Source organism: Paenibacillus sp. GCM10012306 (genome assembly GCF_042649265.1).
In the GTDB taxonomy this organism is placed as follows: Bacteria; Bacillota; Bacilli; order Paenibacillales; family Paenibacillaceae; genus Paenibacillus_AQ.
Genome location: NZ_JBHRYW010000010.1, coordinates 141,734 through 166,168 on the forward strand (window position 1 = coordinate 141,734; position 24,435 = coordinate 166,168).

The window sequence follows — 24,435 nt, forward strand, 5'->3', positions numbered from 1 at the left end:
TTTAAATTATATAGCTGCTGTCCCTTAAGTTACTTCCCGTTCAACCTATATATTCATCAGCGGTTCAGCAGGCTGCCGACATAGCGCAACAGTTCATTGGCGCATACTGGGCAGTAGTTGTGCTCATCGATGAGACGTCTCGTCACCTCGTTGATCCGTTTCAGCTGGCTCTCATCCGGGGTTTTGGAGGAGGTTGTGATTTTGACAATATCCTTGAGATCGGCGAACAGCTTCTTCTCAATGGCTTCACGCAGCCGGTCATGATTGTTGTATTCGAACTTCTTCCCTTTACGGGAATAGGCGGAGATCCGAATCAGAATCTCTTCCCGGAACGCCTTCTTGGCATTCTCGGAGATGCCGATCTGCTCTTCAATGGAGCGCATCAGCCGCTCATCCGGCTCCATCTCCTCATCGGTGAGAGGATCACGGATTTTGGACCAGTTGCAGAAGGCCTCGATGTTGTCGAGATAATTCTCGAACAGTGTTTTGGCCGACTCTTCGAAGGAGTAGACGAATGCCTTTTGCACTTCGCTTTTGGCTAAAATGTCGTATTCCTTGCGGGCAATGGAGATAAAGTTCAGATACCGCTCCCGCTCCTCCTTGGTGATGGAAGGATGCTGGTCCAGGCCGTCCTTGATCGCCCGCAGAACATCCAATGCATTCATGCACTGCAAATCACCTTTGATCAGCGCACTGGAGATCCGGTTGATGACATAGCGTGGATCTATGCCGGACATCCCTTCGTCCTGATACTCAGTTTGCATTTCCTTCAGGTCCGCTTCCTTGTAGCCCTCAACCTCTTCCCCGTCATACATCCGCAGCTTCTTGATGAGATCCATCCCCTGCTTCTTGCTCTCCTTCAGACGGGTCAGAATCGAGAATATCGCAGCGGCACGCAGCGCATGGGGGGCAATATGCACATGCTTCATGTCGCTTTGGGAAATGAGCTTCGCATAAATTTTTTCCTCTTCAGAAACTCTGAGGTTGTACGGAACGGGCATGACGATCATACGGGACTGCAGCGCCTCATTCTTTTTATTGGAGATAAAGGATTTGTACTCCGTTTCGTTGGTATGGGCCACAATAAGCTCATCCGCACTAATTAACGCGAACCGCCCAGCCTTGAAGTTCCCCTCTTGGGTCAGCGACAGCAGGTTCCAGAGGAATTTTTCATCGCATTTCAGCATCTCCTGGAATTCCATCAGTCCCCGGTTGGCTTTGTTCAACTCCCCGTCGAAACGATATGCGCGCGGATCGGACTCTGAACCGAATTCAGTAATGGTGGAGAAGTCGATGCTGCCAGTCAGATCGGCAATATCCTGCGACTTGGGATCGGATGGACTGAAGGTACCGATGCCCACCCGCTCTTCCTCCGACAAAATGACGCGCACTACGCCAACCTTCTCAATGTCGCCACCGTATTCGTTCTTCAGTCGCATTTGGCAGGAGGGGCACAGGTTGCCCTCGATGCGCACATCAAGCTCTCGTTCAATCTCGGGACGCAGCTCATGCGGAATCAAATGCAGCGGGTCCTCATGCATCGGGCAGCCCTCAATAGCATACACGGCACCTTCCGGCGTTCTTGAATATTGCTCCAGGCCACGTTTGAGTAGCGTAACGAGTGTCGATTTCCCTCCGCTGACAGGCCCCATCAAGAGCAGAATCCGTTTGCGAACATCCAGGCGCCGCGCAGCGGAATGGAAGTATTCCTCCACCAGCTTTTCCACGGCCCGGTCCAGACCGAAAATCTCCTGTTCAAAAAACTTATACCTCTTGCGTCCATTAATTTCCTCTACGCCGTGAGATTTGATCATGTCGTATACACGGGAGTGAGCGGTTTTAGCGGGAGATGGGTCTTTCTTCAGCAGTTCAACATATTCCTTGAAGGTGCCGTTCCACGCCAAACGGTCGTTCTCAGCCCGATACGAAGCTATACGCTCAAAAATGTCCATTGCTCGCTGCCTCCTCTTGCGCTCCTATTGCTCCTCTATGGCTCCAAATGGCTTTCAAAAGTGTATTACATACCTATGCGGCAAGCCCCGAATAGTTGACCTATTTTTTGCTGTGCTATAATAGAGAATCAGTAAATCACCCCACAAAGTCAGGCATGGACGATTATGCCTGTTTTAAATATCGGGCGCAGACCCTGCGAGTATGGGGTACAGGAGTGACAAACTATGGCCGTACGGCATGAAACGGAGCTGTATGCTCCATTAAAGGTTTTTTTTGAAAAGCAGGGTTATGAGATCAAGGGCGAGGTACGGACCTGCGACCTGGTAGGCATTCGTGAGAACGGGGAGCCCCCGCTGATTGTGGAGCTGAAAAAATCCTTCAACCTCGCCCTGCTGCTGCAGGGGGTTGAACGGCTAAAGCTTAGCCCGAACGTCTATCTTGCAGTCGAGCGCAATCGGGACAAGAAGGGTGCGGTCAATCAGCGCTGGGGCGAGCTGAGCGGACTGTGCCGCCGGCTCGGCATCGGGCTCATCACCGTGACCTTCTATAAGACGAAGGCGCCGGTGGTAGAAGTGCTGGCCGAGCCGGACGAGACCTTGCCCGCCGGGCGCGGCGGTGGTCGAAAGCGCGAGCGCCTGCTCTATGAGTTCCATGAGCGCAGCGGCGACTACAACACCGGCGGCAGCACGGGCGTTAAGCTCGTCACCGCCTATCGGGAGAAGGCGCTGCGCGTGGCTCTTGCGCTGCAGGAGGCGGAAGCCGAGCTGCAGGGAGTCCGTTCAGCGCGCGGCAGCGCTGAACGGGACGCTGGGACGGCTGCTGCGGGGCAGCCGTCGGAGTTCGCTTCCGCCGACACAGCGGAAGCGAAACAGTCCGAGCTGCAGCTGCTGGCTGCTCGGACTGAGATGGCCGCCGCTGGCAGCGCGGCGGCAGAGCGCTCCGCCGGCATCACCCCGGCGGAGCTGCGCAAGCGCAGCGGAGTGCCCGGCGCGGCGGCCATCCTGCAGCACAACTACTACGGCTGGTTCCTGCGGATCACCCGTGGCCGCTACACCCTCACCAAGGGCGGGCATGCCGCCCTGGTGGAATATGCCGCTGTCACCGGAAACCGGACAGCGGGCCTGTAACAGCAGCGATCCTTTCCGGCCCAGCTTTATAGCCAACTAATTCACCAGTAACCACACATCAGACCTGTGACACTAGAGATCCTATCCGGCCCAGCTTTATAACCGACTAGTTCGCTGGGAACCGGACAACGGACATATATCAACAGCGCCGTCAGCAGCTTCCGGCAGGGCCAAAGAATAGCTCGCATGCATATGACTCCGCAAGCGCAATCCGAGCGGCGGCCAAACTTCACCGCCCTATAAACAAAAAGCATCCCGGCCCACGGGATGCTTCTTCACGTTATTCAAGTCACGCCTGTTCCGGGGCAGCGTACACCCGACCAGCCACTTTAGCTACGGGCGGTAAACTCGGTAACCGCCTCGCTCATCAGGTTCATGCCGAGCAGCAGTTCATCACGGCCCGGATGGGTAAAGTTCAGACGGATATATTGCCCCCCGCCATCTACACTGCACAGAGGTCCGGGCAGAAAGGCAACTCCCTTACCAAGCGCGCAGCGGAGCAGCGCATGGACGTCCAATCCCTCTGGCAGGGACACCCAGAGGAACATGCCACCGACCGGAAGATTATATGAGCTTTGCTTCCAGGCGGGGCGCTTTAGCAGCTCAATCATCAACTTGAATCGGGTATGATACTCCCGGTTCAGCAGCTTGATATGCTCCCGCAAATCAAATGCGGAAACATCCAGCAAGTGATGTAGCAGCCGCTGGTTCAGAGAACTCGACTGCCAGTCCGCCATTTGCTTGGCCGCAGCCATCATTGAAATCAGCTCCCGGCTGCCAGCCGCCCAGCCCGTGCGCAGCGCAGGAGCAACCGTTTTACTAAAGGAGCCGATGTAGAGTACATGTCCACCGTCACTGACATTTTCCAGCGCATAGAGCGATGGGTACTTGGCGACAGGATGCTCATTGTACCGCTCAAAGTGCAGATCTCCATAAGAATCATCCTCTACAATCAGCACATCATGCGCGATACAAAGCTCCAGAATCTCCTTGCGCCGCGCAAGACTCCATAGAACTCCGCTTGGATTGGTAAAGCTCGGCGCTGCATACAGCATCTTGGGACGGTGCTGAAGGATCTGGCTTCGCAGATGATCTGGAAGCAATCCATCACTGTCGCCCTGGACTGGAATAATCACCGCACCTTGCATCCGCAACGCCTGAAGCATGCCCGGCGAAGTTGGATTCTCGACCAGCACACAATCTCCAGGATCAATATAGACCCGGGATAGTAGATCAATAGCCTGCTGGCTGCCTGTTGTCAGTAGCACTCCGCCTTCGGCGACGGCCACTCCTTTGGCTTTGAGCCAGTCCCCCGTTAGCCATTCACGCAGTGGCCCATACCCCTCGGGATCTCCATACTGAAGAGCCCCGGCATCAACAGAGATGACCGTGGATGCTGTCTCGGCAAGCAAGGACAGCGGGAATAACTCTTCCGCAGGTAATTCTTCGGCTAACGATATCATGGAGCCTCTCCGCGTTTGGGTCCGTATGCTCAGGAGCTGTGATGACAACAGCGTGTGCGCACGTGCGGAAAAGTCGTATTTCATGCGAAATTCCCCCTCCCTCGTTCCAAGAATATTCAGACCCTGTCAGCATTATGTCGTCCTGCTCTAGCTCAAGCGTAGATTTGTCGATGCTGTCTGGAGAAGAGAGCGAATTTCTCAATCGCTTGTGCCCTTGTGGTGACATCCAGCTTCACATAGATTTTGCGAAGATAGTTATCAATGGAGCGCCGACTCACATCAATCTCCAGCGCAATTTTGTCATATGTGACCCCCTGCACAATTCGTTCCATTATAAAAGTCTCTGTCTGGGTTAATTGCAGAACGCTGTCGAGTCCTTTGGACGGGGATATCGGCCAGAAGCCCTTCTTGATCCATTCGAGCGGAACAGAGAGAAAACCTTCCCGTAATCCATTAATCAACTGAAGCAATTGTCCGGGTGAGGCACCTTTGGATAGTATGCCGCTGGCCCCAAGTTCTATAAATGACTGCAGCAGTTCTCTGCCATCTTCATCGGTCATAACAACAAAATGAGAGGTTGGCGAACTGTTCTTCATATCAAACAGCACACTCTCTACCTCTCCATCTGGCATTTGATAATCGGTAAGCACCAGATCAGGCTGCTTCTCCCGCACTACTGCGGCCCCTTCGGTCCATGTAGAATACATCCCCAGAACCTCCAGCTCTCCCCCTTCTTCCAGAATCAATTTCGTTCCAAGCATGCTTGTGGGATGACATCCCACAATGACCACCTGCCAAACCTTCATCATTGACGCCCAGACCTCCTGCTTTATATGTATTTACCCAGAATGGAAAGCGCCGCGGCGTTTCCGGTTTGACGCAAGCAAGGATATATGATGTCTTATTGATTTATTCCTCTCTATTACTTACCTTGAATACGTCCCACAGATATTCCAATCTATAGCAAATTGTATCGCAGTAGTTTAATAGGATGCAATTATTTTTTATCATGATCTGACTCTCTTACATTTTTGCGAAAATAATCAAAGTCTGATAGAATGGGGACTTGAAAAGAACAAGCCCCGAGGTGATAAAATGCAACCGCTAGCGGAATCGACACCGATTCAATCGCGCCGTACAGCTGCGAGAAACGGCTCGTCCGTAAAATGGTTTTTACTGTTCTGGGTTGTGATGATCGGAATTGGCGTTTATGCCGTGTATAGTTACACCAACCATCTGAAGCAGCAAGTGCTGAGTCAGCTCAGCGCGCAAAGCCAGCAGCAGCTTACCGTTTTGAAGACCGATTATGAGTCCAAAATCGCCGCTCTCTCTGATGAAGTGAAGGAACTGCAGAGCACTGTGCAGACCTTCAATGAACTGTTGACCTTCACCAAGGACAATGCGAGTGCCAAGACAGACAATAGCAACAAGCTGTATACCCAGCTTAGCGAGGTACGCAAGCAGCTTGATGCCCTCAAGAAAGAAATGGATCTACTCAAATGATGACACCTGTCAAAAGAGTCAACCGCTTCTTCATGATGCTAACCGCTCCGTTCATCGGCCTCTTGATTGGTCTATGGTGGATTCAACCCCCGCTTGATTTGCAGCTCCATGTAGATCAATTCTCTCCTGTTCAGGGACCTATGGCGGAGACTGGCTTACTCAAACAAGAACTGATCCAAGCCCAGGCTACTGCAGCCTACACCATAGATTCTGTGAGTGCCAGTGCCAAGCTCTACAAAGCCACCACCAACGAAATGAACCAAATTGTGAATACAGCTCAGACGCAGGCCTCGCGCCCACAGATCATTTACAATCGCCGGATTAGCGCCAGACTTGGCATTCCTTCCGAAGTCGTTAGCAGCGATCGTGTTGTCATCGAACTGTTCCAGCTTAATCCAGGAAATTATAAAGCTTATGCTCTGAAAATCAAACTTAAAGATGCATCAGCCGCAACCATGAGCCTCGCGGATGCAGTGAACGGAGCGGAGACCACAATGCAAGCCGTCAGCCGCAGCGGCGCTATCGCCGGGATTAATGCTGGTGGTTTTGCAGACAAAGATGGCAAACGCTATCCGTTAAGCACAACTGTAATCGGGGGCCAATATTTGAACGGCTTTGAGTCCAGCTATAAGGACCTTAGCTTCGTCGGACTGAATAAGAACGGCAAGCTGATCGGCGGTAAATTTTACAGCCGAGAGCAATTGGACCAGTTGGAACCACAATTTGGCGCAACCTTCGTTCCTGTTCTTTTGAAGGACAGCATGAAGATGCCGATCCCGGAGAAGTGGAAGACATCACCCAAGCGAGCCCCTCGCACAGTGATGGGCAAATATAAAGATGATCAGCTCCTGATTCTGGTCGCTGACGGATACAATGAAAATGGCAGTTCCGGTGCTACGCTGGAGGAATTACAGAACAAGCTCTTTAATATGGGAGTTATAGATGCATATAATTTGGATGGAGGAGGCTCTTCCTCGCTGATCTTTAACGGAAGAGTCGTGAACAAGCCTTCGGACGGTAATTTGCGGCCTGTGCCTACGAATTTCCTGTTTTTTAAGTAATATGATAGATTGTCTATGCCACTTCTCACATTTACGTTTATTTTTACCAGATGAACGGGTATAATCATGATAACGAATACAGTCCCTTTTGGAGGTGCCCGGCATGTCGTTTTCATTGACCTTTTGGATTGTTACCCTTGTTTTCGCTTTATTCCTGACAGGCATTTTGACTGCCTCTTACAACGAAGATAAAACCAAAGGCCTCTAGAGAATTTTCGATTTTGCGTGAAGCAAACACAGGACCGCTTGGCCCCTCTTTCAAAAAGTGACTGGCGAGCCCGGCTGAATAAGAAAAAGCACCGCAGAAGCGCGGTGCTTTTTCTTATGTAATCATAGTTTGAGTGACCTCTCTATCCGAGAAGCCGAAACCGTTATATTATGCATGTCTTTGCAAATGAGTCATCTCTGTAAGGCACTCGGCACAAATATAACGATCTTTATACTCGCTTACTTCTTCCATCGATCCGCAGAACACACATTTCGGACGGTAGCGCTCCAAAATAATATGGTCGCCTTGTACCAAAATTTCCACCGGATCTCCTTCATTCATTTGATATCTCTTGCGTAAGGATTTTGGCAGAACAATTCTACCAAGCTGATCCACTTTGCGAACTACTCCAGCAGGTTTCATATCTAACTTACACCTCTCCTGTTCAACTAAATAATGGATTACATATTTATATCGGACCTGTACTAAGATTTCGTTATGAAATTGTCGAATCCTGCTGAATTATTAAAAAAACATGTCTTATTTTAAACAAGTTGTGGAAAATCCAGCTGACGAAGCGCTTCGTATACAATAATCGCTGCCGAATTTGACAAATTAAGCGATCTCACCGCTGTACTCATCGGCATCCGCATGCAGGTTTCCTTCCCTGCTTCGAGAATCTCTGCAGGAAGACCCTTGGTTTCCTTGCCAAACACAAAGAAATCGCCATCCTGGAATTCAAAATCACTGTACCGCTTGTCCGCCTTTGTCGTTGCATAGAAAAAACGTCCTTCGCTGTATTTCTCCAGAACTTCCGCAAAGGAATCATGATATTCAATGTGGACCGCATGCCAGTAGTCCAGCCCTGCCCGTTTCAGTGTAGCATCATCCGTGCGGAACCCCAGCGGGCGTACCAAATGTAGATGCGTACCTGTCGCCGCACAAGTGCGTGAGATATTGCCGGTGTTTGCCGGGATTTCCGGCTCGACCAGAACGATGTGAAGTGCCATAGTCTGTAATTCCTCTCTGTCCGGACTTAAAGCCGCCCGGGATTGTTGATTTTTAAAGCAGAAAACCTTCCGCCTATTGGCGGAAGGTCAGGAACAGCGATCATTAACCTTGAGTTTGCCGGAAATGCTTCATGAAATCGGCAAGTGCCTTAACGCTCTCGTAAGGAACAGCGTTGTAAATGGAAGCGCGCAGGCCGCCAACACTACGATGACCCTTGAGACCGATAAAGCCTTCTTGTTCAGCAGCTTTTACAAATTGCTTCTCCAGGTCTTCCGACTGCATCCGGAACGTAACGTTCATGATGGAGCGGCTGCCTTGATCTGCAACGCCACGGTAGAAACCGTCGCTTCCATCAATGTATTCATATAAAAGACCGGCCTTTTCACGGTTTTTGGATTCAACTCCAGCCAAGCCGCCCTGCTCTTCAATCCATTTTAACACTTCATTAACCATATATACAGAGAAAGATGGTGGCGTATTGTACAGAGAGTTATTCTTCGTATGAGTGCTGTAGCGCAGGATCGTCGGAATATGGGAAGGAGATTCAGCAATAAGCTCTTCCTTCGCGATCACAACTGTTACCCCGGACGGTCCCAGATTCTTCTGGGCACCTGCGTAAATCAGGCCGAACTTGTTCACATCGAACGAGCGACTCAGAATATCACTGGACATATCGCCAATGAGTGGAATAGAACCGGAATCCGGGTACTCCGCGTACTGTGTGCCTTCGATTGTTTCATTCGACGTTATATGCAGATAAGCCGCATTGTCCGCAGCCTTGATGGAGCTCAGCTCAGGAATCTTCAGAAATTTCTGATCTTCCGAGGAAGCTGCGACATGAACACCGCCCACCAGCTTAGCTTCTTTGTAAGCTTTATCAGCCCAGCTGCCCGTCATCACGTAGCTGCCCACTTTACCTTCGGAAAGGAAGTTGAGCGGGATCATTGCAAATTGGGTACTCGCTCCACCCTGAGTGAACAAAACCTTATAGCCTGTCGGGTTGCCCAGCAGTGAAAGCAGACGCTGTTGTGCTTCATTATGCACAGATTCGTATATGGCTCCACGGTGCGACATCTCCATAATAGACATTCCGCTCTCCCGAAAATCCACAAACTCCGCTTGTGCGCGTTCTAGTACTTCTAACGGCAATGCCGCAGGACCGGCATTAAAATTGTATGCTCTCTTGCTCAAAACTCTCCCACCCTTTCTCTACTATGAATCTGGATATCGATATGATAGCAGTAATCTCACACACCAGCAAGTATAATTATTCACATAAGAGATGAGTTTATACCCTAAGAAAGCTTGAAAAACTCATAAGAACGGCGCCAGTGCTTGCTTTGACGCGGTAAAAGACTAATGTTCACAAAAACTTCAGGAGAGATCACATGGCCTTCTCCCCACAAAGCTATTTTTGAAATCGGGAAATCTCCGCTTTCTCTCAGACCGATTCCACTTGGCTTATGAATCAGCTCCCAGTTGAAATCTACTTCGCCTTTGGCGCCTATGGAGAGCAGGCAGTAGAATGGACGATCCGGCTGGCGCTTCCACCCCAATCGTTCTCCATCCGTCAACAGCAATTCCGATGTATAAGCGGATTCGGGCTTCTCAACAGAAATAACCCCTGGCATCCGTAGTTCATAGTCCACTCCGACCGGATTATTGTCGATCCCGACAAAATTATGAACATATTCTTCTGTTTCGATAGTCTTTGTTCCTTTGTTTTCAAACGTATAGTCAATGGTCAATGTATTCTGAGCGATGGCTATCCTCTTAGTTAAGAGCATACTGTACCCATTACACTCCATTGGCTGTACCGTATACGTGATGGAGTCCGAACTGGCCTCTATTTCAGTAACAAACGAAGTCCGCTTGTAATCCCCCATAAAGGTGTAGGGGTCCAGATCCTCCCTCTGCAACAGGCCGACACCTGGCTTCGGGAACCAGCCGCCCACCGGAGCCTCGTCATATCCAATGGCCTGAGAAATGGCGAATTCGTTACATAATCCGCTGCCGCCGCTACCATGTCCGGGAATCAGACTTTCCGGCACACAAAACGTGTGTTTTCCCTGCTCTAGAGTTACTTGTGTGATAAATCCTGTCCAGTCGAAACGGGAGCCTGTATAGGCTCCCAACTCAGCAATTTCGACCGACAGGATGCCATTCGATAATATATTGCTCATATAGAATGCGTCCTTTCCGTAATACAAGGGTTAGACTTGGAACAAATGATTACGCCAGCTCTACTTCAATTAGATGGCGCTTATCGGTTGATAGAGCGTTCAGTTCTGTACGTGGGATGATAACCCCTTCTACACTGCGCTGCAACGCCACAGGGTTACCATTCAGTGTAACTCCCTGGATCTGATACTCTCCATATGCAGAACGATTAGCGGAAGTGTAGACGACCTCCAGTTCACGCCCTGCGAAAATAGTCTTAATTCTTGCCTGCCCATTGTGGTCGAACTGCTCTTGTACCAGTTTAGGCTGAAGCAACAAGTCGCCCAGCTTTCCTTTGATACCGAACACTTCTGTCACCATAGTCAGCAGCAGCCAGCTGGCCGAACCGGTCAAATACGTGTACATACCGCGGCCCTGCTCATTGATATACTCCGGAATTCCCGGATACATCCGGCTGGTGGCAAAGTCAGCACTAAGCTGATACAAGGAATCCAGCACTTTCCGGCCTTCCTTAACATATCCGCGTTTATAGAGTGCATTACCATACATAATCGTCATATGGCTGAACATTGCACCGTTTTCTTTATGTCCGAAGGCAAAACCAAAGGCACGGCCCAGGTTCTGCTGAATGCCGCCAAAACGGGAATTCAACCGGTAGCCGATTTTGTCATCCAACAGATTTTTCTCAACAGCGTTAATAATACTCGGAATCTGCTCAGGTGCAGCAGCATGGCCGAGAAGCGGGAACACCTGACCGGTCAGCGTCATGCGGACGCCGCCAGGGAATTCTCCCTCTACGCGTTCACCGTCATTATTGTAATAACCGTTGAACCAGCCGCCGCCGTCTTCGGTTTGTACCCATTCATTGCTGCGCAGGTGATCGAAGATCCAATTAGCCTTACGCTCCAGATCTGCTACTACCTTGTCAATATCCAGTGCCACCCGCACACCACTAACTTTATTCGGCGCTGCCGCATAGTAGCGCTCGAGCTGTTCGTGCTTGCCGGATACCGAGGTGTAGTCCACACCTTCGCCAAGAGAATCGAGCAGCAACGTCATCTCTTCCGCCAGTTCGACGGTCGACAGACCCTTGCGCTCCTTCAGGTCGCGCAGCAGGCGGGCAATATCAAGCAGGTTGCTAGCATAGAAGGATGTGAAGGTCACACTCTCTCCACGGTCTGCCCCCATATCCAGTCCGTCATTCCAATCGGCGCCTTCAAGCAGAATGTTGTTGTGCTCTCCGACGTTGAAGAATGGAACCAGGTTTTGCAGGAGAATATGTTCCAGAATGGTACCGGTATAGACTTCGCCGGAGGTCGTTCTTAGCGAGCTACCTGTCTCGGCATCCCATGAAGTATCGCGTTTCTGGGCACGATTCATGAAGACGTCGCGGAAGTAGATTTGCTCCTGCAGCAAGAAATCAAGATCTCCGCTCTGATCCAGATACAGCATGGTAGTCAGGAACGGCCAAGCCCCGTGGTCCATCCATACCCGCGGAATGTTGTTGCGGTCAGCGATGAATTCGCCAGGCTGCGAGCCAATAATCGTCGCATTACTGCCGTCAATCCGCACACCGGCATAGTTGTTCAAGAGCAGGCTCCGTACTTCTTCCGGCTCCATGATAAGCAGGGCGAGGCAGTCTTGCCAGAGGTCACGCCAGCCGCGTCCCCCTCTGCCATAATCGTGATATGGCAGGAAGGAGTTTCCGTAAAGTCTTCTCAGCACCGGTTGAAGGGTTACCCATTTCATCCACTGATCGACATCATGTTCACCAGTGTGGAATTCAACGGTGTTCACCTTGTCGTTCCAGAACGATTTATTCTCTTCCAGTTTAGCATCAAAGGCTGCAGCTGTACCGTATTTCTGCATCAGCACAGGAATATTGATCCGCTCGCCTTCAATCGCCAGCACAATAATGTAAGAATGGCTTTCGCCTGGATTCAAGACCGTCTCCGCAAACCGAAGTCCACCCAGCGCCTCATACCCTTCCAGCTCGGCTTCAGCGTAGGTGGCTGGCTTGCTGTTCAGCACTACAGCCTCCGGCCAGTCCAGGCTTCCACCTTCACCAATAAATTCTTCCTGCACAGGGAAGAATCCAACTGGACCGCTTCCGTTCTCTTCTGCTCCGAATACCCCATACGAGGTGTGATTTACACGGTGACCGCGTTCATCGAAGGAGAGTGCCGGTTGTACTTCAATGCCGAACGGGGAGGTATAGACCCGGTTCAGCAGCGATGTCACATGACGGTGATCGCGCAAGTCATCCGCAGACCGGGCATACAGCGGAATAGCCGCTGTCGATGTCAATGTGATTTTCTCAATTCCTGTATTCGTTAGAACGACCTTCGTCAACTCTACCTTATCTTCACCGCATGGCACAAAACTGGTAATCTCGGCAGAAATGCCGAATTCTTTATTGCTACGGGTTACCCGGTGATAGAGAAGGCCAGCCTCGAGCTCAGACTCGTCAGCGTTGTCCTTATAGAAAGCTGCGTTTTGTTTGGCAGAGTTTCCTGCTGCCGACCACGCCCCTTTACCTTCTACGTATACCCAGAAGTTACGCGAAGCCCGCGAATTATGCAAATCCTCAACCGACAAAGGCGGTGTCAGAAACGTATTATGTCCTGAAGTAGCCTGGCCGTGAAGCTTAGGCGTGATCGAAGACATCATGCCACCCTCATTTACTAAAGGAAAATATAAAAAACTGCTGCGATCTGGCTGTGGAAGATTGAACTCCCCATTGTTTCCTATAAATTTCCAGCCTTTGATTTCATTGCGCTCCACTAATATCCATCCTCTCATTTGTATTGCTGTTTACGCTTTAACCGCACCTGCCAGTGCACCATCGACAATGTATTTCTGGATGAAAGTGTACAGAATGATCAGCGGAGTAGATACGATCATAATACCGCAGGCCAGCATCGGCCAGTTATTGCCGTATTGGCCACGGAATTCCTTCAACCCGAAGGTGATCGGATAATTATCCGGGCTAGGCAGATACATGACCGGGCCGACAAAGTCATTCCAGATGCCGATGGCTGTCAAAATGACGCCGGTGGCAATCACAGGTCTCATCAATGGCATAATAATCTGGAACAGATAGCGGTTATAGCCACAGCCGTCCATCCCTGCTGCTTCGTCAAGTTCACGGCTAATGGATTTGATATAGCCAGTGAACATCATAAAGACGATGCCTGTTCCGCTTGTTTTTAACAGGATATAACCCAGTTTTGTATCATAACCTACAAATCCGAGTTCCTGCTTCATGGCGAGCATCAGTTTGAACTGAGCTACCATTGGATTGGGCAGAAACTGCGAGAGCAGGAAGAACATATAAATAAAGCCACTCCACTTCACATATCCCCGTGCCACCGGAAAAGCGCCGAAGAGCGACACGATGAGTGTCAATACCGTGGCAACCCCCGTATACAGCAGGCTATTGAGGAAATAGTTAGAGAAATTCCCCTGTACCCAGGCATCCTTGTAATTGTTCCACTGAATATTAGAAACAATTCCCATAGGGTCCAGTAGATACTCCGTGAAGGACTTGAATGAAACGTTAAAGACGAAGAGTAGCGGTATGATGTACAGCACGAGAAGTATCGCTACAACGACGTAAGAAAGAGTTTTGGCGGATCTGGAGTCTTTCATCTAGTATTCCACCTCTCTCTTGCGCATTTGTTTTACAGCGATCACAACAAAGACAAGAATGATCAGGAACTGTACAACAGAAAGCGCAGAAGGCAGACCCATCTCCAGACTGCCACGGAAGGTCTCTTTGTAGACATCATAAGCCATCGTTCTGGTATTGAAGCGTCCGTCTGTTGTGGCCAGAATAATATCAAAGGTGGACATGGCACCGATGATCGACAGGAGCATATTGACCGTAAAGGAAGGAGCGATCAGCGGAAACGTAATGTTTTTGAACGATTGCCATCTACTTGTACCGTCGATATATCCTGCCTCGTACAGATCCTTCGGTACGGATTGCAGTCCGGCCAGAAAGATCAGCATGGAATAGCCCATGTACATCCAGATTTGTACAAATATAATGTAGCCGAAGGCATGGGTGAAGCTTCCAAAGAACATATCTTTATAACCGAACAACGCATTGTATAGATAGTTCACAGGACCGCTGAGCGGATCAAACATCATGCTCCATACTAGCGCCACTACCGCAACACCAAGAACTACCGGTAGAAAAAATACCGCACGATAGAAATAATCACCCTTTAGCTTCTGATTAATGATCACAGCCACCAATAGCGCAAGTCCGTTCTGCACAACCGTAACAATCACCATGAAATAAAGAGTTCGTATAATGGAGTCCACGCGTTCGCCTGAATTGCCAGAGAAGAATACATCATAGTAATTCTGCAGACCAACAAACTTCAATTCACTACCAGGCACATTCTTTATATTTGTAAACGAATAAATGACCGTCATCACTGAGGGTCCGAAATAGAAAATAACATACAACGCCAATGGCACCAGCAAAAATAGAAAGGGCACATAGCGCTTTATACCTTTACCGAAGGGATACATTCGCTCACCTGCCTAATTTTGATTCAAAATAAAGGATCGGGGCCTGCACAGGACAGACCCCGAAGCTGCACAGTATGTTTAATTCTTGAACCTTTAGCAGTTTATTTAGGCGCAGCCGCTTCCCATTCTTTCTGTTGCACATCGGCGAGTTCTTTGGCCGTCTTGAATTCGCCGCCCGGAGCCAGGTATTCTGTGTGTACGCCTTCAGCAGCAAGGTGCTCGCCGACATTCACACGGTTGATCATCAGAATTTCGTAAGCCAGTTCAAAGTCTCCGCGCAGGTATGGCGAAAGCTCTTTATCGATGAACTCGCTCTCGGTTTGAATATTGTCTTGTGTTGGCAGGAAGCCGGCCGCTTTCACATACGCTGTGTAGTTATCCGGCTCAGAGAAGAACTCCAGCCATTTCAGCGCGCCCTCTTTGTTCGGGCCTTTCTCTGCGGCATACCAGGTTACATCGTATTTTCCAACAAGAGAATTGTTCTTCGCTGCATCTTCAGTAGCAGGGATCGGGAAGTACCCAAATTTCAAATCCGGATTAGCAGTTGCAATAGTTGGTGCATCCCAGGTTCCGTCGGCAATCATCGCTACTTTACCTGTAGCAAAGAAGGACGGTGCTGTTGCATAGTCGATACCCATAAATCCATCAATGATGTATTTATCCTGAAGCGTCTTCATCTTATCCAGAACCTCTACAGATTCTGCATCATTGTAAGCCGTTTCTCCCTTCCATACACCCTCGATCCATTTGTTCTGGTCACCGCCGCCAAGAATTTTCGCTTGCAGACCGAAGACTGGCAGTTTCAATGGCCATACGTCTTTACCAGCCACTACGATTGGCGTAATGTTCTTATCTTTCAAGGTATCCAGCACTTTGATGAACTCCGTCCAGGTCGTTGGAACGGAAAGCCCGTTTTGCTCGAAGATTTCTTTATTGTAGAAGAATCCTGACATCGCGACTTTACCGGTTGGCAGGGCATATACTTTTCCGTTATAAGTACCCGCCTTGGCAATATCGTTGGCATTGTAGTTCTTCACGAAAGCTTGGTCGGATAGATCCGCAATCAGACCGGAATCGATCCACTGCTGCCAATCTGGCACTTTCGCACCCGGTGTCCAATCCTTTGGAGACAGTCTCATCCCGGACAGGTCGGCAAGAACGTCAACATCACCAGCGGTAATTCTTGCTCTTTGCGCCTGTTTAAACTCGTCATCAGGCCCGGTAGTGGTGTACTCCACCTTGTATTCAGGATATTTCTCTTCAAATTTCTTGTTGATTTCTTGAATAGCTTTGTTAATGTTCTCTTGCTTCCAATGCAGGATCTTAACAACCTTCTTCTCACCGGATGCAGATTTTCCCGTTGCCGCATTCGATGGAGCGTTTGTAGCTTCCCCACTTGCACCATTGCCGTTATTTCCGCCTCCGCATGCTGATAATCCCAGCAAAAGAACAGAACTTAGCAAGACTGCAGAAAGCTTCTTTACCATTTTGTTACCCCCCAGAATAAATTGTTCTAACATTACGAAACACATGTCCAGAAAATATCTGATGTTTCGAACAATAGAAGCCAAATCCAGAAAGCGGTTTCGTAATTTTTATTATTACATCGTTGTTTATTTTTGTAAAGCGTTTTTTAAACCCCTGGCTAATTCCTCAAAAAAACCTTGTAAAACAAGGATTCCCCCTCAATCCCCCCTGTAACAGCCTGTTCAAGCATTGACTACCTTTCGTTTAAAATATAAAATAAAATCCGAAACTATTTCGTAAATATGCATTCAATTCATTGAAAAATACAGAAACATATAAAATTCCCGCCTATCACGTTGTTATTTAGAATAAGGAGGTCTTTTAATGACCTATAACATTAAGGATATTGCTAAACTTGCAGGCGTTTCGGTATCGACAGTTTCTAAAATCATCAATAATTACAGTGACATTTCTGCTAGTACACGCGACAAGGTGCTACAGATTATCCAAGAAACTGGCTACGCTCCTCCCATTTCATCCAAACCACGCTCAACCAAATCTTCACATTTGATCGGCGTTATTTTTGCCGGGATGCTGAATATCGATTTCACCCCTCCATTTTTCGTAGAGGTTCTAAACGCCTTTAAAAAGCAAATGGGTCTGCTGGGTTATGATCTTATCTTTTTCTCCAATGAAAAGTTTACAAACGGGGGTATCAATGATTATCTGGCCCGGTGCTGGCATTACAACGTCGATGGATGTGTGCTGCTCTCCGGAGAAGAGCTAGAGAATTCCATCACAAAACTGGATCACAGTTCGATTCCTTGCATCGGTGTCGATATGAAGCTGTTCGGGTCTAGCTCCGGCTACATCATGTCCGATAATTTCAAGATGTCCGCTAAAGTCGTTGAGCATTTCTATTTGCAAGGCTACCGTGAACTCGGTTATCTCGGGAGTAATCAGGAGTCAGAGATATCAAATATGCGTGAGAGCGGCTACCGCAAAGCTATTGAAGATCTGGGAATGTCAATCAACGAGGACTGGTTTTTGAACGGGGATAACTTTTTTGAATCCAGCGGATATGAAGCTATGACGCGAATGATCGCTAACGGCAACCTGCCCCGGGCGATCTTCGCTGCCTCCGACCAGATCGCCATCGGCGCAATGCGCGCACTCAAGGAAGCCGAGATTTCGGTACCTGATACAGTCGCCATTATCGGCTGTGATGACATCGAGGCTTGCAAGTACACGACACCCTCTCTAAGCACAGTCCGCCAGAATAAAAATAAACTTGGGCGGCTCGCCGCCTTGATGCTTTATGACCTTATTAACAATCAGTCGAGCACCAGTTCCTTTCTTGTTGAGCCTGAACTTATCATTAGAGAGTCCTGTGGCGCCTCTAAGCCGTCATGTGGCCTATCACTACCGAAGACTACCACTGCACCGCTGTAAAGCTCCAAGGAGCTCTGAGAGGCCCTCAGCATATTAATTGACAGAAAAGCCGCTAAAAAGCCCCCGGGAGGTGTCCCGGGGGCTTTGCAGGTTGAACATTTATTAGATTAGCAACGGATTAGCAATCGAAGTACAGGGAGTACTCATGTGGATGAACACGGATATTCACTGCTTGAGCCTCAGAACGCTTCAGACCAATATAGTTATCGATGAAGTCTTTGGAGAATACGCCGCCTTCTGTCAAGAACTCATAGTCTGCTTCCAAAGCATCAAGCGCTTCGCCTAGGCTTCCTGGAACACTGCGGATCTTCTCTTTGTCTGCATCTTCCAGTTCATAGATGTTCTTGTCAAGTGGACCATAACCCAATTCTTGCGGGTTGATCTTCTTCTTGATTCCATCCAGACCTGCCATCAGCATTGCGGAGAAGGCCAGGTAAGGGTTCGCTGTGGAATCCGGTGTACGGAACTCGATGCGACAGCCCTTAGGTGTCACAGCAGCTACCGGGATACGAACTGCAGCGGAACGGTTACCTTTGGAGAATACCAGGTTAACCGGAGCTTCGTAGCCAGGAACCAGACGTTTGAAAGAGTTAGTGCTCGGGTTAGTCAAAGCGATCAGCGCCGGAGCATGGTACAGAATACCTCCGATGTAGTTCAGCGCCATTTCACTCAGGTTAGCATATCCGCCTTTTTCATAGAACAAAGGAGAATCGCCGTCAAAGATGGATTGGTGCACGTGCATACCGCTACCGTTATCACCGAACAATGGTTTTGGCATGAAGGTTGCTACTTTGCCGTATTGACGAGCTGTGTTATGCACGATGTATTTATAAGTCAAAAGGTTGTCGGCTGTTTTCTTCAAGGTGTCAAATCGGAAGTTAATTTCCGCTTGACCTGCAGTTGCTACTTCATGGTGATGACGCTCGATGCGCAGTCCTGCTTCTTCCAAGATACGGCACATTTCGCTACGGAGATCTTGTTGGGTATCAACTGGTGCTACAGGTACATAGCCGCCTTTTACACCAACTTTGAAGCCGAGGTTACCGCCTTCTTCCTTGCGTCCAGTGTTCCAAGCTGCCTCTTCGGAATCCACGAAGAAGGAAGAGCTGTTCATACCACTCTCATAGCGAACATCGTCAAAAATAAAGAATTCAGATTCCGGTGCAAAGAATGCTGCCGTACCTACACCGCTCTTTTGCAAGAACTCTTCTGCTTTAACTGCGATACCACGCGGGTCACGCTCATAACGTTCGCCATCAGGAGTGAAAATGTCGCACATGATGTTAAGCGTCGGGTGTGCCGTAAAAGGATCGATATATGTCGCTTCAGTGTCTGGCATCATAACCATGTCAGATTCTTCAATTCCGCGGAAGCCGGCAATGGAAGAACCGTCAAAAGCTACACCATTCACAAAAGTTTCTTCTTCTACTTCAGAAGCAGGCAACGAAATATGATGCGCACGTCCACCCAAATCTACAAACCGGAAATCCACCCACTCAATGTTGTTCTCTTTGATAGTTTGCAACACTTTTTCAACCGACATGATATTTTCCTCCCCAAGTTTCCGAACATTAAGCCGCTCACAGTATGCAAATGTTCTTGTTTTATATTTTTTTTGCTGTCGTCATTATAAATCTCATACCTAACATCGTCAATGCTTATGTCAGGTATTTCTTGATTCCATGTAAGATTTTCTAACGCTTTAGTGAAAATGGTAAAAAAGGTCCGTCCAGCCACACATCTTGTCCGGTCCAAAATCAAATAGCCCGCTTATCCCAGTAATGACGCGGGATAAGCGGGCTATTTGAACAGCAGATATGAGCAAAAATTACACAGTTACTACAGGTTCAGGGCCTTGAGAGAACTTACGTCCAACCAGCGGAGCGAGCTTCTCAAGATCTCTAAGCAGGTTGTCGAACTGATCCGGGAACAGTGATTGTACACCATCGCCAGTCATGGAATTGTCCGGATCGGTGTGCATTTCGATAATAAGGCCGTTGGCGCCTGCAGCGACGGACGCCTTGGACATTGGCTCCACCAGTTCACGACGTCCGGTGCCATGGCTAGGATCAGAGATGACCGGTAGATGGCTCAGACTTTGCAGAACCGGGATCGCCGAGAGGTCTAGTGTATTGCGGGTGTACGTCTCAAATGTACGAATACCACGCTCGCACAGCATAACATCACGGTTACCGCCTGCCAGGATGTATTCTGCTGCATTCAGCAGTTCGTCATAGGTCGCACTGAAACCACGTTTGAGCAGCACAGGACGCCCACAGGTGCCCAGCTTGCGCAGCAAATCGAAGTTTTGCATATTACGTGTACCTACCTGTAGAATATCTGCGTGCTCCGCACAAATATCTACGTATTCCGGAGTCATAACTTCGGTAATCGTCAACAGACCATGACGTCTGCCGGCTTCTGCCATCATCGTCAAGCCTTCTACACCCACGCCCTGGAAGCTGTATGGTCCTGTACGTGGCTTAAATGCACCGCCGCGGAGCACTTGAGCACCAGAGGCCTTCACTAGGCGGGCAATCTCATCGATTTGTTCCGGGGATTCAACAGCGCAAGGTCCGCCCATGATGACGAGGTTCTCGCCACCAATTTTGACACCGCGAATATCAATGATTGTATCTTCCGGGTGGAAGTCACGGCTCGCCAGTTTGTAGGATTTAGAGATTTTAACGACATTCTCTACCCCTTTCATCTGCCGCAGATGCTCAGCCAGCTTAGGTGTAACACCTCCAATCAGACCAATGACGGTACGGTCAGCACCGCGGGAGAGGTGGACCTGCAGCCCCTCTTTTTCAATAACTCTGATAATATCCTGCACCTGTTCTTCCGGAGTTTGGTTCGATGTAATGACGATCATAATTAATCTTCCTTTCCACATTTAACGTAATTTATTAGTCAGTGTTTGTGCACTTCGTTCCACTATGACGCTTTTAAGCTTTTTAGCTTTTTAGCTTTTATGCTTTTAATCACTAAAGCAATTCTAGCGGAAAATACCCATTTCGTCAACCCGCCGTGGCCCATTTTCACAAAACAGCCCGATTTGAAAACGCTCAAATTTCCAGACTCTAAAGCCTGAAAAAGGATTCAGCAAATTACGAAATGGAAGCGAAAGGAATATTATCATTACATCTGTAAGTGTGGTTGAGAAAAGTTCTATCCCATAACAAAAAAGCGCACACGCCGAAATCCGGTGTAATACGCTCTCTTAATCCATCCTATAAGTTCAATGTCAGGAGATTAGTTCGTGCTCGCTGTCTTGTTCTTGACCGGCGGCAGCAGCTTCGCCATATTCACAGTACGCTTAATCTCCCAGGTTGCCGGAACCTCAGGATCATACTGCTCCAAATAATTGATGACTTCCTTCGTAATCGGGGTTGGTGTAGAAGCGCCTGAAGTTACCCCTACCTTCTTAACACCCTGCAGCCATTCCGTCTTAAGCTCGGAGACGTCCGAGATTCGGTGGGCGGGTACACCAGCAATTTCTTCCGACACTTGTGCCAGACGATTGGAGTTGTTGCTGCGCGGATCGCCCACGACAATGACAAGATCAGTCTGTCCCGCTTGCTCTGCCACAGCCTCCTGCCGCACCTGGGTAGCCATACAGATCTCGTTATGGACCTCGGCGCCGGGATACGTCTCCAGCAGTTTTTTCATAATATGCTTGATATCCCATTGACTCATTGTGGTCTGATTCGTAATCACAATTCGTGAGGAAGAAACCGAGAGATTCATGATCTCCTCTTCCTTCTCGATCAGGTGCACATGCTCCGGCGCAATACCGACCGCACCCTCAGGCTCAGGATGACCCTTCTTGCCGATATAAATGACTTCATATCCTTCTTCAACCTTTTCCCGAATCAGGTCATGCGTCTTCGTCACATCGGGACAGGTAGCGTCTACAGTAGTCAGGCCTTTGGCCCGGGCCACCCGGCGTACCTCTGGCGACACTCCATGCGCAGTGAAAATTACTGTACCGCTGTCGATCTTGTCCAGAATATCCAGACGATTAGTACCATCGAGGGTAATAATTCCGTCGTCCTCAAACGAGTTGGTAACGTGACTGTTATGCACAATCATGCCCAGTATATAAATCGGCCGGGGCAAATCGAGATTTTGCGCGGCCTGCCGTGCCATAACCATAGCATCGACCACACCGTAGCAATAGCCCCGGGGCGATATTTTGATGACTTCCATGACTTCACCAGCTTTCTGCTGTCGTTGACTGCTGTAATAGTTCTCCTAAATTATACCCTATTCCAGCGGCGGAGCAAAGAGAAGGGGCAACCAGATCACGAACGTGGTGCCTTCTCCCTGTCGGGTGACAACTTCAACCGAGCCGTCATGCTCGTCAATAATCCATTTGGCGATGGAGAGACCGAGGCCAATTCCTTCCGTGATCCCCCGCGATTCGTCTGCACGGTAGAAGCGATCGAATATATGCGGGATCTCATCTTTATCCATACCAATACCCGTATCACTGATCCGAATACCTACCTGGTTCTGATAGAAAACAGTATCAAACACTACCTCACCAGATGGTGTGTATTTGAAGGCATTGTCGATGAAAATAAACAGCATTTGCTGCAAATAGTCCTTGTTGCCGACAATGTATTTGCCATTCAAGTGCGACATAGACCCTGGTCGCCATTCCGCCTGATGCGGCAAGAATGACGCACGTCGCGCTACTTCCATCATCATCGGCTCCAGCGCAACCGGTTCCTTGTCAAACGTTCGCCCGGTATCGGCACGGGCCAGAGAGAGCATATCGGCCACAAGACGGCTCATCCGCTTGGATTCATCCGCAATGTCCTTCACCGACTCAAGAGACAGCTGGCGGATGGCGGCATCGTCCAGTGCAGGATTCCCTCCTGGTTCCATCTCCCAGACCTTCTGCAGCAGATCAATATTCCCCCGAATCGTCGTCAGCGGAGTTCTGAGTTCATGGGAAGCATCTGAGACGAAGCGCCGCTGCGCGGCATAAGAATCTTCCAGCTCTGTATAAAAACCCTCCATCCGCCCCAGCATGCTATTTACGGTCTGAACCAATCTGCCGATTTCGTCCGGAGGACCGTCATATTCGATGCGGGAACTGAGATCTGTTCCGGTCTGAATGCCGTTCGCTGCCTCGATTACCTTGCCGATGGGTCTCATAGCCTTGCGGGCCAGGAACAGACCAAAGGTAAACGCTGCCACCAAGGTCGCAAAGGAACCGGCGACCAGAATGTTTTTCAACCTTTCCATCATCCGGTCTTCCTGGTTGGTTGGCGTGGCTACTTGCAAAACAGCCAATGGGGCACTGCCAGGCATCGGGGTCAAGGGCGTCTGATACATGATGAAATGATAGCCTGCAAGCGTCACCTGCTTGAAGCCTTTTTCCTGCATAATGTTGTTCTTATCGGGAACATCGAATTTCAGCCCCAGGCTCATCATATTATCCGACTGCTGAATAGCTCCACTGTCATAGATACTTATCTGCACCAACATATTGGCTTCCTCGAGGCGTGTTGCCTGAGAAGGAATCACATTGACGTTGAGCAAGGAGCCGTCGATTCCCCAACGCGGCAGAAGCTGCAGCTGTTCTACCTGCTTTTCAACACGGTCCTTCAAATCACCGTAAGTATTTATATACACAAAAGCATAAATCGCGGCTGATAGTCCCAGCAGCATTATAGCCAAAATCCCCGAATACCAAGCAGTCAGCCGCAGCTTAATAGACATGCTAATTGTCACCTCTTAGAATGTAGCCGGCTCCCCGGATAGTCTGGATCAATCGTTTGCCGCCGTGTTCCTCTGTCTTCTGGCGCAGCATGGCGATATATACTTCAAGCACATTTGATTCTCCGCTGTAGTCGTAGCCCCAAATCTTGTCCATAATGAGATCGCGCGATAGCACCCGTTTGGGATTCTGCATGAATAGATGCAACAGCTCGAATTCCTTGGCGGTCAGTTCCAGCCGCTTGCCATCACGCGTAACCTCCCGAGAGTCCACATCAAGGGTAATATCCTCATAAGCCACCGCCTGATCACTGCCACCACCCTGCTCGCTCTTACGCCTTAACAACGCACGGACACGGGCCAGCAATTCCTCTAATGCAAACGGCTTCACCAAATAATCGTCCGCGCCTAGATCCAGGCCTTTGACCCGGTGCTCAATCTCATCCTTGGCGGTGAGCATCAGAACGGGCACATTGCTGCCGCCTTCCCGCAGCCTCCGGCAGACTTCAAAGCCATCCACCTGTGGCATCATGACATCAAGAATGACCACATCGGGATCATTTGCTATTACCGCACGCAAGCCGTCTGCGCCATTCGCAGCCGTCTTGACATCGTAGCCTTCAAAAGCCAGGCCACGCCTCAGCATAGAGATAATTTTCTCATCGTCATCAATAATTAGAATATTCGGTCGCATCCAAACAGCCCCCATTGTCCAGTTCTATATATAAATA

At 49.3% G+C, this 24,435-nt stretch carries 20 protein-coding genes; 4 read left to right on the top strand and 16 right to left on the bottom strand.

Annotation, left to right across the window (positions count from 1 at the left end; translation table 11 throughout):
• Positions 1–56: 56 nt before the first annotated feature.
• Positions 57–1,952, bottom strand: a complete 1,896-nt coding sequence (locus ACFORK_RS21090; RefSeq protein ID WP_379202667.1) for a PrkA family serine protein kinase — start codon at positions 1,950–1,952, stop codon at positions 57–59.
• 225 nt (positions 1,953–2,177) lie between these two features.
• Here ACFORK_RS21090 and ACFORK_RS21095 point away from each other — a divergent pair, with 225 nt between their 5' ends.
• The gene (locus tag ACFORK_RS21095; protein WP_379202670.1) at positions 2,178–3,080 is read left to right on the top strand and encodes a DUF2161 family putative PD-(D/E)XK-type phosphodiesterase; all 903 of its coding nucleotides are present in this window, start codon (positions 2,178–2,180) and stop codon (positions 3,078–3,080) included.
• Positions 3,081–3,409: 329 nt separating this feature from the next.
• Here ACFORK_RS21095 and ACFORK_RS21100 read toward each other — a convergent pair whose 3' ends face one another.
• Both ACFORK_RS21100 and ACFORK_RS21105 read right to left on the bottom strand, forming a co-directional pair.
• Positions 3,410–4,627 (bottom strand): aminotransferase-like domain-containing protein, encoded by a 1,218-nt coding sequence (locus ACFORK_RS21100; protein ID WP_379202672.1) that lies wholly within the window; start codon positions 4,625–4,627, stop codon positions 3,410–3,412.
• 68 nt (positions 4,628–4,695) lie between these two features.
• The gene (locus tag ACFORK_RS21105; protein ID WP_379202674.1) at positions 4,696–5,352 is read right to left on the bottom strand and encodes a response regulator transcription factor; all 657 of its coding nucleotides are present in this window, start codon (positions 5,350–5,352) and stop codon (positions 4,696–4,698) included.
• A gap of 286 nt (positions 5,353–5,638) precedes the next feature.
• Here ACFORK_RS21105 and ACFORK_RS21110 point away from each other — a divergent pair, with 286 nt between their 5' ends.
• Both ACFORK_RS21110 and ACFORK_RS21115 read left to right on the top strand, forming a co-directional pair.
• Positions 5,639–6,046 (top strand): hypothetical protein, encoded by a 408-nt coding sequence (locus tag ACFORK_RS21110; RefSeq protein ID WP_379202676.1) that lies wholly within the window; start codon positions 5,639–5,641, stop codon positions 6,044–6,046.
• Positions 6,043–7,107 carry a phosphodiester glycosidase family protein gene (locus ACFORK_RS21115; protein WP_379202678.1) on the top strand — a complete coding sequence of 355 codons (1,065 nt, stop codon included), beginning with the start codon at positions 6,043–6,045 and terminating at the stop codon, positions 7,105–7,107. Before ACFORK_RS21110 ends, ACFORK_RS21115 begins: the two co-directional genes overlap by 4 nt.
• Before the next feature lie 376 nt (positions 7,108–7,483).
• Here the strand turns inward: ACFORK_RS21115 and ACFORK_RS21120 are convergent, their stop codons facing one another.
• The 8 genes from ACFORK_RS21120 to ACFORK_RS21155 all read right to left on the bottom strand — a co-directional run bounded on the left by ACFORK_RS21120 (position 7,484) and on the right by ACFORK_RS21155 (position 16,539).
• Positions 7,484–7,738: an AbrB/MazE/SpoVT family DNA-binding domain-containing protein gene (locus ACFORK_RS21120; protein WP_066373981.1), complete on the bottom strand. Its 255-nt coding sequence runs from the start codon at positions 7,736–7,738 to the stop codon at positions 7,484–7,486.
• Positions 7,739–7,860: 122 nt separating this feature from the next.
• Positions 7,861–8,325: a tRNA (uridine(34)/cytosine(34)/5-carboxymethylaminomethyluridine(34)-2'-O)-methyltransferase TrmL gene (gene trmL, locus ACFORK_RS21125; RefSeq protein ID WP_175374163.1), complete on the bottom strand. Its 465-nt coding sequence runs from the start codon at positions 8,323–8,325 to the stop codon at positions 7,861–7,863.
• 103 nt (positions 8,326–8,428) lie between these two features.
• On the bottom strand, positions 8,429–9,517 hold the full coding sequence (serC, locus tag ACFORK_RS21130) for a 3-phosphoserine/phosphohydroxythreonine transaminase (protein ID WP_379202681.1): 1,089 nt from the start codon (positions 9,515–9,517) through the stop codon (positions 8,429–8,431).
• 104 nt (positions 9,518–9,621) lie between these two features.
• Positions 9,622–10,509 carry a hypothetical protein gene (locus tag ACFORK_RS21135; protein WP_379202683.1) on the bottom strand — a complete coding sequence of 296 codons (888 nt, stop codon included), beginning with the start codon at positions 10,507–10,509 and terminating at the stop codon, positions 9,622–9,624.
• 49 nt (positions 10,510–10,558) lie between these two features.
• Positions 10,559–13,309 (bottom strand): GH36-type glycosyl hydrolase domain-containing protein, encoded by a 2,751-nt coding sequence (locus ACFORK_RS21140; protein ID WP_379202685.1) that lies wholly within the window; start codon positions 13,307–13,309, stop codon positions 10,559–10,561.
• Positions 13,310–13,321: 12 nt separating this feature from the next.
• Positions 13,322–14,158 (bottom strand): carbohydrate ABC transporter permease, encoded by an 837-nt coding sequence (locus ACFORK_RS21145; RefSeq protein ID WP_379202687.1) that lies wholly within the window; start codon positions 14,156–14,158, stop codon positions 13,322–13,324.
• Positions 14,159–15,052 (bottom strand): carbohydrate ABC transporter permease, encoded by an 894-nt coding sequence (locus ACFORK_RS21150; protein ID WP_379202689.1) that lies wholly within the window; start codon positions 15,050–15,052, stop codon positions 14,159–14,161.
• A gap of 101 nt (positions 15,053–15,153) precedes the next feature.
• Positions 15,154–16,539 (bottom strand): ABC transporter substrate-binding protein, encoded by a 1,386-nt coding sequence (locus ACFORK_RS21155; protein WP_379202691.1) that lies wholly within the window; start codon positions 16,537–16,539, stop codon positions 15,154–15,156.
• 364 nt (positions 16,540–16,903) lie between these two features.
• Between ACFORK_RS21155 and ACFORK_RS21160 the strand changes: the two genes are divergently transcribed.
• Complete coding sequence (locus ACFORK_RS21160) at positions 16,904–17,971, top strand: LacI family DNA-binding transcriptional regulator (protein ID WP_379202693.1); 1,068 nt, start codon at positions 16,904–16,906, stop codon at positions 17,969–17,971.
• Positions 17,972–18,089: 118 nt separating this feature from the next.
• On the opposite strand, the gene glnA is transcribed toward ACFORK_RS21160, so the two are convergent.
• The 5 genes from glnA to ACFORK_RS21185 all read right to left on the bottom strand — a co-directional run bounded on the left by glnA (position 18,090) and on the right by ACFORK_RS21185 (position 24,398).
• Complete coding sequence (glnA, locus tag ACFORK_RS21165; protein WP_379202695.1) at positions 18,090–19,514, bottom strand: type I glutamate--ammonia ligase; 1,425 nt, start codon at positions 19,512–19,514, stop codon at positions 18,090–18,092.
• Between the two features lie 285 nt (positions 19,515–19,799).
• A complete protein-coding gene (gene aroF / locus ACFORK_RS21170; RefSeq protein WP_379202697.1) occupies positions 19,800–20,846 on the bottom strand; it encodes a 3-deoxy-7-phosphoheptulonate synthase in 1,047 nt (348 codons plus the stop codon).
• A 380-nt stretch (positions 20,847–21,226) separates the two neighbouring features.
• Complete coding sequence (locus ACFORK_RS21175; protein ID WP_379202699.1) at positions 21,227–22,183, bottom strand: 4-hydroxy-3-methylbut-2-enyl diphosphate reductase; 957 nt, start codon at positions 22,181–22,183, stop codon at positions 21,227–21,229.
• A gap of 57 nt (positions 22,184–22,240) precedes the next feature.
• The gene (locus ACFORK_RS21180; RefSeq protein WP_379202701.1) at positions 22,241–23,707 is read right to left on the bottom strand and encodes a sensor histidine kinase; all 1,467 of its coding nucleotides are present in this window, start codon (positions 23,705–23,707) and stop codon (positions 22,241–22,243) included.
• 1 nt (position 23,708) lies between these two features.
• On the bottom strand, positions 23,709–24,398 hold the full coding sequence (locus ACFORK_RS21185) for a response regulator transcription factor (RefSeq protein WP_379202703.1): 690 nt from the start codon (positions 24,396–24,398) through the stop codon (positions 23,709–23,711).
• Positions 24,399–24,435: the final 37 nt, after the last annotated feature.

Excerpts from the sequence above, each read along its gene's own strand:
- ACFORK_RS21185 (WP_379202703.1), bottom strand. The coding sequence starts at position 24,398 with ATGCGACCGAATATTCTAATTATTGATGACGATGAGAAAATTATCTCT.
- aroF (WP_379202697.1), bottom strand. The coding sequence starts at position 20,846 with ATGATCGTCATTACATCGAACCAAACTCCGGAAGAACAGGTGCAGGAT.
- ACFORK_RS21135 (WP_379202683.1), bottom strand. The coding sequence starts at position 10,509 with ATGAGCAATATATTATCGAATGGCATCCTGTCGGTCGAAATTGCTGAG.
- ACFORK_RS21160 (WP_379202693.1), top strand. The coding sequence starts at position 16,904 with ATGACCTATAACATTAAGGATATTGCTAAACTTGCAGGCGTTTCGGTA.
- ACFORK_RS21180 (WP_379202701.1), bottom strand. The coding sequence starts at position 23,707 with ATGTCTATTAAGCTGCGGCTGACTGCTTGGTATTCGGGGATTTTGGCT.
- glnA (WP_379202695.1), bottom strand. The coding sequence starts at position 19,514 with ATGTCGGTTGAAAAAGTGTTGCAAACTATCAAAGAGAACAACATTGAG.
- ACFORK_RS21090 (WP_379202667.1), bottom strand. The coding sequence starts at position 1,952 with ATGGACATTTTTGAGCGTATAGCTTCGTATCGGGCTGAGAACGACCGT.
- trmL (WP_175374163.1), bottom strand. The coding sequence starts at position 8,325 with ATGGCACTTCACATCGTTCTGGTCGAGCCGGAAATCCCGGCAAACACC.
- ACFORK_RS21095 (WP_379202670.1), top strand. The coding sequence starts at position 2,178 with ATGGCCGTACGGCATGAAACGGAGCTGTATGCTCCATTAAAGGTTTTT.
- ACFORK_RS21120 (WP_066373981.1), bottom strand. The coding sequence starts at position 7,738 with ATGAAACCTGCTGGAGTAGTTCGCAAAGTGGATCAGCTTGGTAGAATT.
- ACFORK_RS21155 (WP_379202691.1), bottom strand. The coding sequence starts at position 16,539 with ATGGTAAAGAAGCTTTCTGCAGTCTTGCTAAGTTCTGTTCTTTTGCTG.
- ACFORK_RS21140 (WP_379202685.1), bottom strand. The coding sequence starts at position 13,309 with ATGAGAGGATGGATATTAGTGGAGCGCAATGAAATCAAAGGCTGGAAA.
- ACFORK_RS21145 (WP_379202687.1), bottom strand. The coding sequence starts at position 14,158 with ATGAAAGACTCCAGATCCGCCAAAACTCTTTCTTACGTCGTTGTAGCG.
- ACFORK_RS21110 (WP_379202676.1), top strand. The coding sequence starts at position 5,639 with ATGCAACCGCTAGCGGAATCGACACCGATTCAATCGCGCCGTACAGCT.
- ACFORK_RS21175 (WP_379202699.1), bottom strand. The coding sequence starts at position 22,183 with ATGGAAGTCATCAAAATATCGCCCCGGGGCTATTGCTACGGTGTGGTC.
- ACFORK_RS21105 (WP_379202674.1), bottom strand. The coding sequence starts at position 5,352 with ATGATGAAGGTTTGGCAGGTGGTCATTGTGGGATGTCATCCCACAAGC.
- ACFORK_RS21150 (WP_379202689.1), bottom strand. The coding sequence starts at position 15,052 with ATGTATCCCTTCGGTAAAGGTATAAAGCGCTATGTGCCCTTTCTATTT.
- ACFORK_RS21115 (WP_379202678.1), top strand. The coding sequence starts at position 6,043 with ATGATGACACCTGTCAAAAGAGTCAACCGCTTCTTCATGATGCTAACC.
- ACFORK_RS21100 (WP_379202672.1), bottom strand. The coding sequence starts at position 4,627 with ATGAAATACGACTTTTCCGCACGTGCGCACACGCTGTTGTCATCACAG.